17 protein-coding genes are annotated in these 16786 nt (G+C 68.3%); 11 read left to right on the forward strand and 6 right to left on the reverse strand.

The genetic code is table 11. The annotated features are described in order from the left end of the window. Positions 1-759 (forward strand): ABC transporter ATP-binding protein, encoded by a 759-nt coding sequence (locus G6N67_RS06895; protein WP_036433464.1) that lies wholly within the window; start codon positions 1-3, stop codon positions 757-759. A gap of 16 nt (positions 760-775) precedes the next feature. Next, positions 776-1741 carry an ABC transporter substrate-binding protein gene (locus G6N67_RS06900; RefSeq protein WP_036433463.1) on the forward strand — a complete coding sequence of 322 codons (966 nt, stop codon included), beginning with the start codon at positions 776-778 and terminating at the stop codon, positions 1739-1741. A gap of 8 nt (positions 1742-1749) precedes the next feature. Here the strand turns inward: G6N67_RS06900 and G6N67_RS06905 are convergent, their stop codons facing one another. Then, complete coding sequence (locus G6N67_RS06905) at positions 1750-2556, reverse strand: DUF3159 domain-containing protein (protein ID WP_036433462.1); 807 nt, start codon at positions 2554-2556, stop codon at positions 1750-1752. Positions 2557-2632: 76 nt separating this feature from the next. Between G6N67_RS06905 and G6N67_RS06910 the strand changes: the two genes are divergently transcribed. The 9 genes from G6N67_RS06910 (at position 2633) to G6N67_RS06950 (ending at position 9138) form a co-directional block, all read left to right on the forward strand. Next, entirely contained in the window at positions 2633-3337 is a 705-nt protein-coding gene (locus G6N67_RS06910; RefSeq protein WP_036433461.1) for a FadR/GntR family transcriptional regulator, read from the forward strand. Between the two features lie 111 nt (positions 3338-3448). After that, positions 3449-4948, forward strand: a complete 1500-nt coding sequence (locus tag G6N67_RS06915) for an amino acid permease (RefSeq protein WP_229478528.1) — start codon at positions 3449-3451, stop codon at positions 4946-4948. An 11-nt stretch (positions 4949-4959) separates the two neighbouring features. Next, positions 4960-5142 (forward strand): hypothetical protein, encoded by a 183-nt coding sequence (locus G6N67_RS06920; protein WP_036433460.1) that lies wholly within the window; start codon positions 4960-4962, stop codon positions 5140-5142. 39 nt (positions 5143-5181) lie between these two features. Beyond that, on the forward strand, positions 5182-5904 hold the full coding sequence (locus G6N67_RS06925; protein WP_036433459.1) for an MBL fold metallo-hydrolase: 723 nt from the start codon (positions 5182-5184) through the stop codon (positions 5902-5904). Between the two features lie 38 nt (positions 5905-5942). Beyond that, a complete protein-coding gene (locus G6N67_RS06930) occupies positions 5943-6491 on the forward strand; it encodes a hypothetical protein (protein ID WP_036433457.1) in 549 nt (182 codons plus the stop codon). 18 nt (positions 6492-6509) lie between these two features. Beyond that, on the forward strand, positions 6510-7133 hold the full coding sequence (locus tag G6N67_RS06935) for a TIGR03085 family metal-binding protein (RefSeq protein ID WP_036433456.1): 624 nt from the start codon (positions 6510-6512) through the stop codon (positions 7131-7133). 21 nt (positions 7134-7154) lie between these two features. Next, positions 7155-8084, forward strand: a complete 930-nt coding sequence (locus G6N67_RS06940) for an LLM class F420-dependent oxidoreductase (RefSeq protein ID WP_036433454.1) — start codon at positions 7155-7157, stop codon at positions 8082-8084. A gap of 85 nt (positions 8085-8169) precedes the next feature. Next, the gene (locus G6N67_RS06945) at positions 8170-8640 is read left to right on the forward strand and encodes a hypothetical protein (protein ID WP_036433453.1); all 471 of its coding nucleotides are present in this window, start codon (positions 8170-8172) and stop codon (positions 8638-8640) included. A gap of 21 nt (positions 8641-8661) precedes the next feature. Next, on the forward strand, positions 8662-9138 hold the full coding sequence (locus G6N67_RS06950) for a hypothetical protein (protein ID WP_036433452.1): 477 nt from the start codon (positions 8662-8664) through the stop codon (positions 9136-9138). 105 nt (positions 9139-9243) lie between these two features. On the opposite strand, the gene G6N67_RS06955 is transcribed toward G6N67_RS06950, so the two are convergent. The 5 genes from G6N67_RS06955 to G6N67_RS06975 all read right to left on the reverse strand — a co-directional run bounded on the left by G6N67_RS06955 (position 9244) and on the right by G6N67_RS06975 (position 16572). Further along, positions 9244-11058: an Hsp70 family protein gene (locus G6N67_RS06955; protein WP_322790861.1), complete on the reverse strand. Its 1815-nt coding sequence runs from the start codon at positions 11056-11058 to the stop codon at positions 9244-9246. 62 nt (positions 11059-11120) lie between these two features. Then, complete coding sequence (locus tag G6N67_RS06960; RefSeq protein WP_036433449.1) at positions 11121-12614, reverse strand: dynamin family protein; 1494 nt, start codon at positions 12612-12614, stop codon at positions 11121-11123. Positions 12615-12638: 24 nt separating this feature from the next. Beyond that, positions 12639-14510 carry an isoniazid-induced dynamin-like GTPase IniA gene (gene iniA, locus G6N67_RS06965; RefSeq protein WP_036433447.1) on the reverse strand — a complete coding sequence of 624 codons (1872 nt, stop codon included), beginning with the start codon at positions 14508-14510 and terminating at the stop codon, positions 12639-12641. A gap of 95 nt (positions 14511-14605) precedes the next feature. Next, positions 14606-15736, reverse strand: a complete 1131-nt coding sequence (locus G6N67_RS06970; RefSeq protein WP_036433446.1) for an IniB N-terminal domain-containing protein — start codon at positions 15734-15736, stop codon at positions 14606-14608. Between the two features lie 296 nt (positions 15737-16032). Next, positions 16033-16572 carry an Rv0340 family IniB-related protein gene (locus G6N67_RS06975; RefSeq protein WP_036433445.1) on the reverse strand — a complete coding sequence of 180 codons (540 nt, stop codon included), beginning with the start codon at positions 16570-16572 and terminating at the stop codon, positions 16033-16035. Positions 16573-16786: the final 214 nt, after the last annotated feature.

The following is a 16786-nucleotide window of genomic DNA, read 5'->3' on the forward strand; positions in this document are numbered from 1 at the left end:
ATGGCACTGGAAACCCAGAATCTCGTCGTGCGGTTCGCGGGCAAGCCGGAGCCGACGCTCAAGGGCATCTCACTGACCATTCCCGACGGTGCGTTCGCGGTGCTGGTCGGCGCGTCCGGCAGCGGGAAGTCGACGCTCCTGCACTGCCTGGCGGGTTTGATCTCGCCGTCGTCGGGTACCGTGACCGACAACTGCGTCACCGTGACCGAGCCCCAGCCCCGGCGCGGCGTCGCATTCCAGCGGGATGTGCTGTTCCCCTGGATGAGCGTCGCCGACAACATCGAATTCGCCCTCGCGGCACGCAATCTCGCGAAGTCCGAGCGGCAGGCGGAAATCCGCGAACTGCTCGATCTCGTGGGCTTGCGCGCGGACGTGGCAGCGCAACGCCCCACCGAATTGTCGGGCGGCATGCGTCAGCGGGTCAGCATCGCGCGCGTGCTGGCCGGGGAACCGGCCGTGATGCTCATGGACGAACCGTTCGCCGCGCTCGACGCGCTGACCCGGCTGCGGATGCAGGATCTGCTGATCGACCTGTGGACCCGGTTGAACCGCACCATCGTGTTCGTCACACACGACATCGACGAGGCGATCCGGCTCGGAGACACCGTGAGCGTGCTGCGCGACGGGCAGATCGTCGATCACCTCACCAACCCCCTGTGTCGGCCGCGGCCCGCCGACGCGCTGGCAGATCAGCCCGGCTACAGCGAGTTCCGCAAGACCCTGCACCACCAGCTCGGCATCGACCACCCCGTGCCCTGATCACCCGAGGACCATCGTGAAGACATCCCTGCGCCGACTTTTCGCCGCCACCCTCACCGCCGCCGCGGCGCTGACGGCGGTCTCCTGCTCGAATTCTGATGCCGCACAACCTGACACCCTCACGGTCGGGTTCGTCGTCGACCCGTCCTGGGCACAGGTTCCGGTCGCGGCGGACACGGGCCTGTTCAGCAAACACGGCGTGACCGTCAAGGTGGTGAACTTCTCCTCCGGCGTCGAAGCACTGCAGGCCGCCGCGGCAGGCCAGGTCGACATCACCACGGCCGCGGATGTCCCGACGTCGGCGGCCCTGACCCGGACACCGACCCTGCGTGTCGTCGGCGACGGCTCGCGCTGGGAAGGGTCGCGGATCGTCGCCCGGCGCAACGCAGGCATCAACTCGGTCAGCGATCTGGCCGGCAAGTCGATCGGCACACCGCTGGGCACCAGCGCCGCGTACTACATCTCGAACGCACTCGCGCAGAACAAGATCGACGCCAAGCTGGTCCAGGTGTCGCCGTCGGCCATCGTCACCGCGATCACGCAGCACAACGTCGACGCGGTGTCGATCTTCCAGCCGTACCAGGCACAGTCGATCGCGGCCCTGCAGGGCGACGCCGTCGAACTCTCCGGTGGCACGTACCACCAGCACAGCCTGTTCCTGGCCACCGAATCCGCCCGCAGCGCGAAGGGCGACGCCATCACCGCGTTCTTCGCCGCACTCGCCGACGCCGGAACCGCACTGGCACAGCAGGACAACGCGGCCGTCGACGCCGTGGCCAAGGCCACGCAGCTGGACCCGCAGCTGCTGCGCACGGTGCTGGCCGAGTTCGACTTCACGCTCCAGCTCAAGCCCAACCTCGCCGCCAAGCTCACCGAGCTCGGCGAATGGGCCAAGACGCAGAAATCGATCGAACCGTCGACCACACTGCCCGACTACGCCACGTTCCTCGACAGCCAGTTCCTGCCGAAGACCACGCCGTAGAGCCGGCGTCAGATCCCCACGTTGGCCCGCAACTCACCGACGGCGTCGCGTCGGACGAGGCGATACCGGACGACGGCCGTGCCTGCGCCCCCGAGCAGCACCAGCAGCAGGCACGCGACGTCGGCCACGGCGCCGAAGACCCACCCGGCGACACCGGTCCCCAGCACGAACGGCGGAATCCAGTGCAGCACCCTCGTCCACGACGGCAGCGGATGCTCGTCTGACGCCACGGCCTTGGCCCGGGCGTACTCGGGATAGAACTCGGTGAATGCGACCGCGAACGACAGCGCGGCCAACTGAAGGATCCAGCCGGTCCAGAAGTTGTCGGTGTCCCCGTAGATCACGTCGCCCGCGAAGCCCACGGCGGCCGAGAAGCCGAAGGCGCCCGCCCACACCGCGGTGAGCACCATGTTGTTGTGCTTGAAAAGCGGTGTGTCCCACCGTTCCCGCGGTGTGACGTCTCGCGCGTAAGCCATGGTGTACGGCCTGCGGATCACCAGCGAGGCCACGGCGAACACGGCCATCGCGGCGTTGGTGATCTCACCCGACCACATCTCCAGCCACGCTTTCGTGCCACTGGACGCCGCAAGCCCGATGAGCGCGAGCAGCACGAAATACGAGACCCCGAACACCTCGAGCACGTGGACCGTGATGCCACGGTGTCTACTGAGGACCAGCACCACCAGCGATATGGCCAGCGCGCCCAGCACGGCGACCTCGTATCGACCGGGCCCGGCGAGGATGGCCATGAGCGCCCACGGCCCTATCCCGGACAGCGGCGAATCGAGGAACGCGTCGAGGGTCTTGCCGAGCACGCGACGACTGTATTGGCCCGGGCTGAGAGGAAAGCGGTCGGTTGACAGGTGACACTCAGACAGGCACCCTGACGGCATGAATCTGCCCGATAGCTGGACAGATCGCCCGGTGGCCATCGTGCGCCGAAACGCCGCGGAGACGGTGTTCGAGGATCTGTGCTCAGCTATCGAGAACGGCGACCTTCCCGTCGGGGTCAAGCTGCCGCCCGAGGCGGCCCTGGCCGAACGCTACGGCGTGAGCCGCTCGGTGATCCGCGAGGCCCTGCGGTCCTGTCAGACCCTCGGGCTGACCGAGACCAAGACCGGCTCGGGCACCGTCGTGATCTCCGCGCACGCCGCCACGCCCCATTACGGCCGCTTCTCGGCCCGCGATCTCGTCGAAGCCCGGCCCTACATCGAGGTGCCCGCGGCAGGCTGGGCCGCGCGCCGCCGCACCGAAGCCCAACTGGCAGAGCTCACAAGCATTGTCGACCGGATGGAGGGCGAGGTCGATCCCGCGCGGTGGGTGCGGCTGGACACCGAATTCCATCTCGGCATCGCGAAGGCGTCGGGCAACGAGGTGTTCGCCACCGTGGTCGCGGCGATCCGCGGTGCGTTGTCGATGCAGTCCCGCATGCTCAACGCGAGCATCCACGAGCGGCGAGCGGCCTCCAACCGCGAGCACCGCAGGATCCTCGACGCGATCGCGTCGGGCGACTTCGCCGACGCGTCCGACGCCATGCGCCAGCACCTGGACCGGGTCGAGGATGCCGTGAACAAGCTCGCCACGATCACGCCCTGATGCGCTTCGAACCCTGAACCGAAGTTCACACCGTTGACGCCGGGACGTGATGGGTGTCACACTTCCTCAGTCAAGCTGTCTGACAGCCGTACAGCTGAGATTGGACCTCCCATGCCGCCGAGCTCGCCACAGTCGGAAGCCGTCCGCCCCGGCGTATCCCATGAGCAGTTGACCCGCGAGGACGCGGGCTATCACAAGGGCCTCAAGCCTCGCCAGCTGCAGATGATCGCCATCGGCGGGGCCATCGGCACCGGATTGTTCCTCGGTGCGGGCGGCCGCCTCGCGTCGGCCGGCCCCGGCCTGTTCCTCGTGTACGCCGTGTGCGGCGTCTTCGTGTTCCTGATCCTGCGTGCCCTCGGCGAGCTGGTGTTGCACCGGCCGTCATCGGGCTCGTTCGTGTCCTACGCGCGGGAGTTCTACGGCGAGAAAGCCGCCTACGCCGTCGGCTGGCTGTACTTCCTCAACTGGGCGATGACCGCGATCGTCGACACCACCGCGATCGCCACGTACTTCCACTACTGGAAGACGTTCAACGTGATCCCACAGTGGCTGCTCGCACTGATGGCGCTCGGCATCGTGCTCGGAGTCAACCTGATCTCGGTGAAAGTGTTCGGGGAGATGGAGTTCTGGGCCGCGCTGATCAAGGTCGTGGCACTGATGACGTTCCTGGTCGTCGGCACCATCTTCCTGGCCGGCCGGTACCCGGTCGACGGCCACAGCACGGGCCTGAGCATCATCGGCCAGAACGGCGGCCTGTTCCCGACCGGTGCGCTCCCCCTGCTGATCGTCACCTCCGGAGTCGTGTTCGCTTACGCCGCAGTCGAATTGGTGGGCACCGCAGCGGGCGAGACGGCAGAACCGGAGAAGATCATGCCGCGCGCCATCAACTCGGTGGTGGCCCGCATCGCGATCTTCTACGTCGGGTCGGTCGTGCTACTGGCCCTGCTGCTGCCCTACACCGCCTACGACAAGCACGAGAGCCCGTTCGTCACGTTCTTCTCCAAGATCGGCTTCGACGGCGCGGGCGACATCATGAACGTCGTGGTGCTCACCGCCGCGTTCTCCAGCCTCAACGCGGGGCTGTATTCGACCGGCCGCATCCTGCGGTCGATGGCCATGAACGGCAGCGCCCCCAAGTTCACCGCACGCATGTCGCGCAACGGCGTGCCGTACGGCGGCATCGTGCTGACCTGCGTGATCTGCCTTTTCGGCGTGGTACTCAACGCTTTTCAGCCCGGCGAGGCCTTCGAGATCGTCCTCAACATGGCCGCGCTCGGCATCATCGCATCGTGGGGCACCATCGTCTTGTGCCAGCTGCGACTCGTCAAGATGGCCGACGCAGGCATCATGAAACGGCCCAGCTTCCGCATGCCGCTCACGCCCTACAGCGGATACGCCACACTGTTGTTCCTGTTCGCGGTGCTGGTGCTGATGGCGTTCGACGCGCCGATCGGCACCTGGACCATCGGCACCCTCGTGGTGCTCGTCCCGGCTCTGATCGGCGGCTGGTATCTGGTGCGCGGCCGGGTCATGGAAGCCGCGCGCGAACGAATGGGCTATACCGGCGAATTCCCGGTGGTGGCGAACCGTCCGGTGGATCCTGATGAGTAGGAGGTGCACCGATGACCCGTAACCGTTACGCCGCCCGTCCGCCGCTGTACGGCATGGTGATGGTCTTCCTCGCCATGGCCATCGTCGCCGTGACCGCGTACTACCACCTCGGCTGGTGGTCGATCATCGGCTACGCGATCGCCGCGGTGGTGGCCGTCACCGGCTTCGCGTTGGCGTTCCGGGATCTGTCCTGACCCTGGACGACGACCCGCCCCACGGGGCACCCTGGCGGTATGGATCTCGAAACCGAAGTCGACGAGATCGCCGACGGCATCTTCCGCTTGTCCACCTGGGTGCCCGACATCACCGAGCGTGGCTTCACGTTCAACCAGTTCCTGCTGACCGGTGACGAGCCGTTTCTGTTCCACACCGGCATGCGCCACCTGTTTCCCCTTGTCTCGCAGGCGATCGGCCGTGTCATTCCGCTGGACACGCTCCGGTGGATCTCGTTCGGCCACCTGGAGGCCGACGAATGCGGAGCGATGAATCTGCTGCTGGCTGCCGCACCCCATGCCGAGGTGGTCCACAGCCCATTGGCCATCTCGCTGTCACTGGCCGACATGTGCGACCGGGCCCCGGTCGCGGCACCCGAGGGCGGGCTCGACATCGGCGGGCACCGGTTGCGGTTCATCGCCACGCCGCACGTGCCGCACAACTGGGAATCCGGGCTGTGGTTCGACGAGACCACCGCGACCCTGCTCGCCGGCGACCTGTTCACCCACTCCGGGCGCTCTCCGGCTCTCACCGAATCCGATTGTGTGGCACCCGCGTTGGCGGCTGAAGGGCTTTTCCACGCCACGGGGTTGACGACGAACCTGGTGCCCACCATCGAACGGCTCGCCGAGCTCAAGCCCACGACGCTGGCGATCATGCACGGCTCGTCCCACCATGGTGACGGCGCAGCCCAGCTTCACGCATTGGCCAGCGGTTACACAGCCATGTTCGGCGCGTCATAACCGCACTGCCCCGCCCGTGATGCGTAGCCTTGTCGGCGATGAACGCGCGGCTTGTGCTGGCGGGCCTGCTCTTGGCCGGTGCCGCACTGGCAGGCTGCCAGAGCGCCATCGAAGGCGCCCCGGCCACCAGCCCGCAGTCGCCCACCGAACCGAGCTTCCCGACCACGCGGCCCACGCGGTCCAGTCCCCCACCTCCGCCGAGCGCTCCGCCGTCGCCGAGCACGTCGCACGCCGCACCGCCCGGCGGCGCGACAACGCTGCAACCGGAGAACGGCTACGTCTTCATCCAGACCAAGTCGGGCAAGACCCGCTGTCAGGTGTCGAAGCAGGATGTCGGGTGTGAGGCGCCGTTCACCGACTCGCCCGTCGTCGACGGGGCCCCGGCCAACGGCGTGCGGCTCACCGCCGACGGTCGAATACGTTGGGTGCTGGGCAATCTCGGCGCCATCCCGGCCGTGACACTGGACTACCGGACCTATGCGGCGCTGGGCTGGACGATCGAAGCCGGCACGTCGGGCACCCGGTTCACCAATGACGGCACCGGCCACGGAATGGTCGTCGCGGTCGAGGGCGTCGAAACCTTCTGAAGCCTTTACAGTGAAGCGATGACGGCAGCTCAGCGCGAACGTGCCTCACTTGTCGAATCCATGCGGGCCGCGGGGCCGGACGCCCCGACCCTCTGCGAAGGCTGGACCGCGCGTGATCTGGCTGCCCACCTGGTCGTGCGAGAACGGCGCCTCGACGCCGCGCCCGGGATCCTGGTGCCGCAACTGGCCGGCTACACCGCCAAGGTCCAAAAACAGGTGACCGCCGCGACCGACTGGGCTGAACTGGTCGACCAGATCGCCGCGGGGCCGCCGCTGTACTCACCGTTCAAGCTGCTCGACCCGCTGGTCAACGTCGGCGAGATGTTCATCCACAACGAGGATGTGCGTCGCGCGCAACCCGATTGGGAACCACGAGAACTCGATGCCGACACGGCGAAGGCGCTGGCCCGGATGGTGCCGAACATGGCGCGCATGGCGATGCGGCACCCGCCCGCACGGGTGTCGTTGACCACGCCGGACGGCCGGACATTGGCGACCGTGGGCAGCGGCGCCGCGGTGACGGTCACCGGCGACCCCGGAGAGCTGCTGCTGTTCGCGGCGGGGCGGGAGCCCGCGCGCGTGACGTTCTCGGGCGACGACGACGCCGTCGCGGCCGTGCGGTCATCGCGGCGCGGGCTGTGAAACTTCTCTAGGGTGGCATCCGTGGACTTCCGCGTATTCGTCGAACCTCAGCAGGGCGCTACCTACTCTGATCAGCTCGCCGTCGCGCGGGCTGCCGAAGACCTGGGGTACTCCGCGTTTTTCAGATCCGATCACTACCTGGCCATGAGCGGTGACGGGCTGCCCGGTCCCACCGACTCGTGGGTCACGTTGGCAGGCATCGCCCGCGAAACATCGACGGTCCGGCTGGGCACCATGGTCACCTCCGCGACGTTCCGCCACCCGGGGCCGCTCGCGATCTCGGTCGCGCAGGTCGACGAGATGAGCGGGGGCCGTGTCGAATTGGGTATCGGGGCGGGTTGGTTCGAGGCTGAACACCAGGCCTACGCCATCCCGTTCCCGCCGCTGGGCGAGCGGTTCGACCGGCTGACCGAACAGCTGCGGATCCTCACCGGCCTGTGGTCGACGCCCGTCGGCCAGACCTTCGACTTCACCGGCAAGCACTACACCGTGGTCGACTCACCTGCCCTGCCCAAGCCCGCGCAGGCGAACCTGCCGATCATCATCGGTGGCGGCGGCCCCAAGCGCACACCCGCTCTGGCCGCCGAGTTCGCGGCCGAGTTCAACATCCCGTTCGTGCCGATCGACACCCTCAAGACGCAGTTCGAGCGGGTGGCCGCGGCGGTCGCCGACGCCGGCCGGCCCGCGGACTCGCTGACCTATTCGGCGGCGTTCGTGTTGTGCGTCGGCCGCGACGACGCCGAGATCGCCAAGCGCGCCGCCGCGATCAACCGTGAAGTCGACGAACTGCGCAGCAATTCACCACTGGTCGGGACCCCCGCCGAGGTCGTCGACAAACTCGGTCCGTTCGTCGAGGCCGGGGTGCAGCGGGCCTACCTGCAGTTGCTCGACATGTCCGACCTCGACCACCTGGAGCTGTTCGCCAGCGAGGTCATTCCCCAGTTGAGCTGACCCAGGCGAGGTTTGCAAGGACGAACCCGCACGTAGAACGCACTCACCGGCAGCGGCATTTCGGCCGGGATTAGGATCGGAGCCCGTGACCGCTGACGACGATGACCATGGGACTCCTGAGCAGCCCTGGCATCATTCGACGCCGGCGGTACTCGGTGCCAGCGTCGCCGCATTGGCAGTGATCGCGCTGGTGGTCTGGGGTGTGGTGGCGTTGACCGGCGAGGCCGACAAGCCACAGGACGCCCCGATCAACTTCGTCGACCCCACCTTCTCGTCGACGTCGACCAAGACCACGGCGTCGACCACCCCGACCATCACGAGCACCCGCCCGCCGCTCACCTCCGAGATCATGGGACCGGCCGACCCCTCGGCGGGATCGTCGACGCCACCGTCGGACTCCACGTCGGGCAGCACCACACCGAGCACCTCGCCGCCGTGGACGTCTCATGAGCTGCCGACCACGCGCGAAACCGAGAACGGGGACGCCACCACACAGACCCGCAACCGGCCCCGCACGAACGTGACACGCACGCTGTATCCCGCACCCGGCAACTGAGCCCGCCTACCATCGGTTCGCGTGGCAAACAACTACTCCGACGACGAGCCGACCGAGTACGCGCAGAGCTACGGCGACTACGGCGGGTACCAGCAAGAGCCCGCGGCACCGGCGCCGGAACCCGTTCCGTGGTACCGCAAACCGCCGGCGCTGATCGGCCTGGGTGCGCTCGGCGCGGTCATCCTGGCACTGGTCGTCTATGCGCTGGTCAGCCTGTTCTCTTCGGACGACACCACGCCCACGCCGGTGACCACCACGACCACGACGTCGTCGACCGCGGTGACGACGACGTCGGCCGCGCAGAACCCGGCACCGGTGCCGCCGCCGACGCAGACCGTCACCGAGACCACCGCACCCACTACGACGGAGACCACGCCGTCGACCACAACCACAACGACGACCACCTCCACCACGACGACCACGACGCCGCCGTCGACCAGCACCGTGACCGAAACAGAGACGATCACGGTTCCGGTGGAGCCGCCCGGCGAGAACTAGTGGACTATGCCGAGGATTCTGGTCAGCAGGTGGCTGTGATCCTCTGCTTAGTGCAAAACGCAACACGCCTACCGGACGCGGCCCTTCGAGAACCGCGCCACCCGCTCACGGCGACGGCGGAGTCGACGTCGCGGTAGCTTCGGGCTCCGGTTGCACGGTCGCGGTGTGCGTCGGCTCGGGGGCCTGCGTGGGCTCGGGCGCGTGGGTCGGCTCCGGCGCCTGGGTCGGCTCCGGCGCCTGGGTCGGCTCGGGCGCCTGCGTGGGCTCGGGGCTTGGAGTCGGCTTGGGCGTGGGTGTCTGCGCCGGCGGTTCGAACGTCGGAATCGGCAACTGCGGCAACGGGATTTGCGGTAGCGGGAACTGCGGGACCGGGAACTGCGGCACGGGCAGAGCCGGCGGTGGGGCCGCTGGGGGCGGCGCCGCGGGCGCGGGTGCCGGACGGGGCGCTGCGGGAACCGGACGCGGGGCTGCGGGCGCAGGCGCGGCCTGCTGTCGCTGCACCACCCGCGGCGCGGCCGCCGGGCGCGGGGCCGCCTGAGGTGCCGCCTGCGGCGCGGGAGCGGAATCCTGCACCACCACTGTCCGGGTCGGCGGCGCAGGTGCGACCTGCGCGAGCGGCGACTCGGCCGGCCGCGGGACCGCCGCGGTCGCCCCGGTTGCGCCTGGGGCGTCCATCCGGTCGGCGCGGGCCGAGAAAACCAAGCCGACCGTCCCGACCACGGCGAGGAACGCCGCGGCGTACACCAGCACACCACCGCGCCGGTACCACGGCTTGGTCACGGCGGCCGTCGGTTCGGGTGCGACGTCGGTGAACACGAACGCGGGGCGCGCGGCCTCTTCCGACACGGATTCCGGGACGTACTCGGCGATCTCGGCAACGTCGTCGGCCATCGACCACGCCACCGCGGCGGGCGCCACCGCGGAGGCCGCCACCGTCCCGGTCAGCGACGCGGGCGCCATGAGTGCCTGGCGGGTCGCGGTCTCATCCTCGCCGCGGCGCGCCAGCAGGCCTGCGCCGACGGCGGCGATCACCTGAGCCTGGGGCACGGTGGTGACCGGCATCCGGAACGTCTCCGAAAGGCGTTGCGTGACAATGGGCATGCGAGCTCCCCCGCCCACGGTGACCAAAGCCGCCAGCTGCGCGGGATGTATCCCGTTGCGGCGCAACAGGTCCAGCAGGGCGTCGAGCAGTCCGTTGAGCGGGCCGGACACCACGGACTCCAGTTCGGCACGCGTCAGCCGGATCGACCGCCCGGGCAACGATGTCGCACTCTGGTAGCTCAGTTGTTCCTTGGCGATGCGGCACTGCTCGCGCAGCTGCGACAGCGCGGCTACCGCGGCCGTGCCCGACGGTTCACTGTTCAGGTTGGCCAGCACGTGCCGCAGCAGTTCCTGGTCGATCAGGTCACCGGAGAATTCGTCGTAGCGCACGGTCTCCCCGATGGGCGCGAAGCCCGCGCCGGCGTCGGCGAGGGTCAGGTTGGTGCCGGTGGCACCGAAATCGCACAGGGCGACGACGCCACGGGCCGGCAGGCCCGGATGGGCCTGGATCGCGGTCAGCGCTGCCACGGCGTCGGAGACGAGCCGCACCCCCGGCACCGTGCGCCGGAGGGCGTCGAGTGCCGGGCGCTGCCAGTGGGCGGGTACCGCGAGCACGGTGGTGTCCGGGCGGCGGGCCGGGCTCGCCGCGCGCGTCATCGCCTCCACAGCTTCGGCCAGCAGGTACTCGCCGCGATACGCCGAGCCGTCGGCCGCCACGAGCGGCACCGGATCACCGACCCGATCCACGAAGTCGGTGATGACCAGGCCGCCACCCGAGGGGGCGCCGACCTCTGGCCTGCGATCCCCGAACAGGGTGAGGACAGCAGGGCGCACGACCGGCTCCCGATCGGCGACGGCCACCAGGTTGGTCGTCCCCACGGACAATCCCAGGCAACCACGCATACCTGTTATGTCGCCGGAGCGCCCCGATTCGTTAAGCGTCAGCGACCGCGAGCGCCGAATTCAGCAACCAACGCCTCGGCACTGCGCACCGCGGCCCGGCACGCGCGGGTGGTGAACGGGTCGTTGAGCGGGTGATCAGCGCGGCGACGCCAGCGCTGCGCCGCCGCGAACGCGGCGCGGGGACCGTCGTAAGGCTGGTCGGGCTGCAGCCCGAGGCGGCTCGCCGCATCGGTGCCGGACCCACCGATGATGCGGCGCAGCGACGCCATCTCGTCCTCGTTGAGCGTCGTGGGCCGTGACCGCAGTTGACTCAGCAGCCGCAACTCCTCGAACGCGTGCGTGTCGGCGAGCAGCGGATCGATGTCGGCGAGGATGTAGGGCGTCGCGTAGATGGGGTTGACCTGCACGAACTGCCGCAGCGACAGCAGCGCGGTGTGCGCCTTGAGCAGGTCCGAGCGTTGCGCGAACTGCTGGTCGATCACGTCGCGCAGGGCGATCAGACCGCTGCGCTCCAACAGCTCGTCGGCCAGCGCGACGGAGTCGGACACCCCCGCGCGCAGCACCGCGATCGAGATGCGGATGCCGAACATGCCGAACCGGTCGAGCAGCGCCGCGCGGGTCGCCGCGTCCACCGGCAGCGAGCTGTCCTCACGCACGAACCGGTCGACCGAGAGCATCGCCTTGGCGAGCTCGCCGGCGTCGGCTCCCGCGAGTTTCTCCAGCGCGACGAACTCACTCTGCCGCAACGTACGGGCGGTCAGCGCGAGCAATCCGGACACCGGGACGACGGCCTGGCAAATTCCGGTCTTGTCCATCTCGGCCGTGAACCGCTTGGCGACGTCCTTGGCCGACATCATGGCGTCGATGCGGCCTGCACCGATCTCGTCGGCACGTGACGCGACGCCGATCACGCCCAGCGCGCCGGACGATCCGCCGACCAACTCGCCGATCTGTTTGAGCAGTGCGATGTCGGCCGCGTTGAGCGTGCGCAACAGGAACACCACCGCGTCGACACGCGGCACCCCGTCCTCGGGAACCAGCAGCCGGTGGGTGCGTTCGGAGACGTCCCGCGACAGCGACGACGTGCCGGGCGTGTCGATGATCGTGGTGTCGATGAGTTCGGCGGCGGGCCATTCGACGTCGAGATCGACCACGTCGACCGGATCAAGACCGGCGAAACTGAATGTCAGACCTCGGTCATTGGGGTCGCGCGCGATAGGCACGTTCGACCGCCTGCCCCCGCGGTGGTTGGCCGTGACCTTGGGCGTCGGCCCGTGCCGGAACCACGTGACGATGCGGGTCGCCTCGGTGGCGTCGGTGGGTGCGATGTCCTCCCCGACCAGGGCGTTGACCAGGGTGGACTTCCCAGCCTTGAGCGTGCCCGCCAGGGCGATGCGGATGGGCTGGTTGAGCCGGCGCCCGATGCGGTCGAGCTCGTTGTGGACGTCGGGCCGGTTCCGGTACGCCGGGTCGTTGCGATACGCCTGGATGGTGCCACCCAGAATCGCGCGCACCTGATCGCCCGTGCTCACCCTGCGAAGTCCTCCTGCCGACGGTTAACCCTTGGAGCCTAGTGGGGCGGGTTGAGCCAGTTTGTCGGCGTGGTCGACGACCTGTTTGAGGATGTTGAGCTGACGTTCCAGCTCCCGCACCCGGGCGTTGCGCTCGTTCTCCTCGACCTTGGCGGCCGCGATCGTGGCCTGCAGCGACTCGTTGAGTGAACGCGTGGTCTGGTTGGCGATGCCGCGGTAGTGGTCGCGCAGCTGACGCTGGATGCCCTTGAGCCGGTCGCGGGATTCCTTGCCGACCACGAACGCGACGTCGTCGACGAACTTGCGCATGTTCATCTTGGCTTCGCTGCGGACCCGCATCATGCGGTTCTCCATGTCCTCCTTGTAAGCCTTGCGGCCGAGGACCAGGCCCGCGCCCAGCGACAGCGGGTTGAACATGCCCAGCCCGGCGAAGGAGGTCAACATGCCGAACATCAGCACACCGCCGTACGAGCCGCGCATGCCGGTGATGACCTTGTGCCCGGCCTTGATGGGCTTGGCCTCAAGCCGGGCAAGCGATTTCATCTCTCCGAACCCGGCGCCCATGTCGCGCGCGTCGATCTGCGGCAGCTGCACCGCATCGAGACCGGCTTCGGTGAACGTGCGGGCCACCTCGGCGGCCAGCGCCTCGGCCCGTTGATAGGCCCACACGAAGTTGTCCCCGACCGCGGTGGCCACGGCCTCTTCGAGCTCGGCGCCGATCTCGGCCCAGTGCAGCGTCGGATCGCCCGAGTCGATCACCTTCTCGGTGTGGGTGGTGATGTTGCGGAACCGGTGGCGCAGATCGTGATCCACGTCGGCGGTCAGGTCCGAGATGCCGTCGTTGAGCACCTGTTGCCACAGCGCGGTCTGCTGCAGCGCGTCCTGCGCCTCCTGCTTGCGGCGCTCCAGGTCCGCGGTGAGCCGGTCCCGTTCGCCCGGGTCGTTGAACGCCGACAGCTCGGATTCCACCGCGAGCAGCAAATGCTCTGCCGCCGATTGGATTTCGGCCACCACCTGGTCGCGGATGCGATCGTTCTCCCGCGACAGCACGCGGTCGGACAGGAACTTCACGATCGCCGGAAAGTTCGATTCCTCGTTGAGTTCTTTGTCGTTGAGCTGGATGGCGTGGCTGCGCAGCACGCTCGAAACCGGAGTGACCGGGACGTCGAGCCCCGCGCGCTGCAGGTGCGCGACGTTGGCCCCGACGATCTGCCGCCAGTGCGGGTACAGGTCGGTCTTGGTCGCGACAATCGTTGCGACGGGGCAGATTTCGAGTGCCTGACGGATGAAGTTCAGCTCCGGCTCGGTGAACTCCTGGCTGGTGTCGCTGACCATGAGCATGGCGTCGGCGTCGGGTAGGAGACCCAGCGTCGCCGACAGGTGGGGCTGGCCGTGCCCACCGACACCAGGGGTGTCGACGAACGCCAGCCCGCCCTTGAGCAGTGGGCTCGGCGCGGTCACCTCGACGCGCAGCACCTCCCGGCCGCCGGCCTGCGGCGCGCGGCGCAGGTCGTTGGTGACTTCGGACGGCGGGATCTCGATCAGTTCGGGCTCGGCGCCGTCGGGCCGCGCCACGACCAGCCGGGCCGAGGGTTGCTCGCCGTAGGCGACGACGGTGGCCAGCACCGTGGACTCGTCGTCGCCGACGCGCGCGACGGGAATGTTGAGCAGCGAGTTGAGCAGCTGGCTCTTGCCCTGCTTGAGCTGACCTGCGATGACCACGCGGATCTGTGGATCGCTGATGCGTGCCTTCGCCAGCCGCAGCCGCTCCACCAGGTCACCGCGGTCTTTGGCGGCCGCGATCGTGCTGGTGTGGTCGATCAGTTCGACGATCACCTTGACCGGTCTGGCCGGCCCGCCCGCCGCTGCCTGGCGCTGGTCATTGGGTTGCGTCATGAAGGTTCCTCCTGCTGCCGGCTCAACGGTAGGCGCGCCAACGGAGCGGGGACCACCCGAGTATCGGATGGCCCCCGCTCCTTGTGCGTGGTCGATCAGAAGGCGTCGAAGCCCGTATCGGTCGCGTTGTGCGATGCGACGTCGGTGTGGGACTGCGACTCGTAGCTGTTGCCCGAGCCCAGCGCCGAGCTGGTGTCGTTGTGCGACCCGAACGACGTGTCGTTGTGCGACGCGACATCGTTGTTCGAGGCGAACGCGGTGTCGTTGCCCGAGCCGATGTTGGACTCGTAGCTCGACGAGTTGTCCTCGATGCTGTGCGTGGTCTCGGTCTGCACCGAGGTGTTGACCGAGTTGTCCTGCGTGTTGTCGCTGCCGTAGTCGCCGCCGACCGTGGTCTGGTTGCCGCCGACGGCGTGCGTCGAGGCGTCGGTCAGGATGATCGAGCCGCCGTTGCCACCGTCGCCGCCGGATGCGCCACCGCTGCCGATGCCGATCAGGCTGTCGCCGCCGGACGCGCCACCACCGTGGCCGCCGCTCATGTCGACGTCGCTGATCACCGGGCCGTCATTGCCCGAGATCAGGTCGCCGCCGGCGTGCTGCGAGCTGTCCTCGATGTTGTTGTCCTCACCGATCGCGACGTGCGATCCGGAGCCGGCCCAGACGTCACCGTTGTTGGTGGTGTTGCCGTCGCCGAGCACCGCGCCGTCACCGCTGACGATGTCGCCCTTGTTCTCGCCGTCGACCACCACGCCGCCGTTGGTGGCGGTGTTGGTGCTCTTGTCGCCGAGGGTGATGTCACCGAAGCCCAGGTTGAACGCACCCTGCTGGGCGTTGGCGCCGGCGTCCTGGTTGGGGCTCATGATCGGGACGTTGTTGTGGCTGGCCAGATCGGTGTCGTTGTGGCTCGCGAAATCGGTGTTGTTGCGGCTGGCCACCTCCGGCGCGAACTGCGTCTGCGGGGAGAAGGGCGAAGCCACCTGGTTCGCGAACTGCGCGGGGATGCTGTGGTGGTCGGCGACCGCACGCTGCAGGCCCAGCACCGGGTTGCCACCGCCGAGCAGCGCGCCGGCCGGGGCCGCGGTCGCGGCGACGGCGTGCAGCTGGGCCGCGGTGACGTTGGGCAGACCGGCGTCACGCAGGCTGCCGTCCGGGTCGGCGATGAACGACGCGGCCGAGGCCGGGCTGCGGAACAGGTCGAGGATGAAGTCGATCAGAGAGATTGCCATTGCTCCAACCCTTTCGGTTGTTGTCGGGAAGTCTGGTTCGAAGTCCCCCGCCGGGCTGTCCGGCGATCTGGAGACAACGTTATGGGCCCGTCGACACACCGGAAACGGGGTCGATTCCCCTCCCTGCCGCGCACCACCCCGGGGTGGCCGGGGGTACCCCGTTAGGGGGTTAGGGGATCCCCAGGGGAACATGTTGGCAAAGTGACTCACCCGTGATTGGACCGATATTTACGCAGCTAGAAACAAAAAAACGCGCACGGCCGGATGGCCGTGCGCGAATTTCCTTGTTGGAGTTGTCAGTCGAAGAGGTCGAAGCCGGCACCGCCGTCGTTGTGGTGAAGGTCGTCGATGTTGTCGACGACGGGCTGGGCCCAGTCGGTATCGATCACGTGGTCGACCGCAGCGGGTGCTTCATCAATCAGTGGCTCACTGAACTGCAGCGATGCGTCGTGGAGGGGTTCCTGGGGCAGGCCCGCATCACTGATGGTGTCCATCCCGCTCGACACCACGTGGTCGGGCTGGTCGATCACCTGCCGGGTGAGGTCGTGCGCGGTGCCGACGGGAACATGGTCATCGAACGCGTCGAACGCCGCTGTCGCGGCGCCACTGGCCCACACGTTGCCTGCCGGCTCGGCCGCGAAGCTGTCGAGCCCGCCGGTCGGCGCGGTCATCGACAGCGACTCGGACACCACCGGGATCAGATTGTTCACATCGACGCTGGTCACGTCGGTCAGATGGGCGTCTGCGATAGCCTGTGACGGATCAGCCGCATAGCGGGCCGCCGCGTCGGGATCTCGCACCAAGGACATCACGAAGTCCAACAACGAGTTAGCCATCACACACCTCCTCCGCGGCTGCTGAGATTGTCGGAACACCCATGTCGGGCTCGGTTCCGATGCTATCCACCCGTAGCTCCGCTGGGATCGGTGCCGAGCCCACCCCGCAGGCCGACCCATTAGGGGACGGACCATTAGGGGATTCGCGCCACTAGGGGATCAATGCCGGGCTTCGCAGGGCCGAGCCGCTAGGGTGAAGACCGGCCCAGACAAC

Source organism: Mycolicibacterium mageritense (genome assembly GCF_010727475.1).
In the GTDB taxonomy this organism is placed as follows: Bacteria; Actinomycetota; Actinomycetes; order Mycobacteriales; family Mycobacteriaceae; genus Mycobacterium; species Mycobacterium mageritense.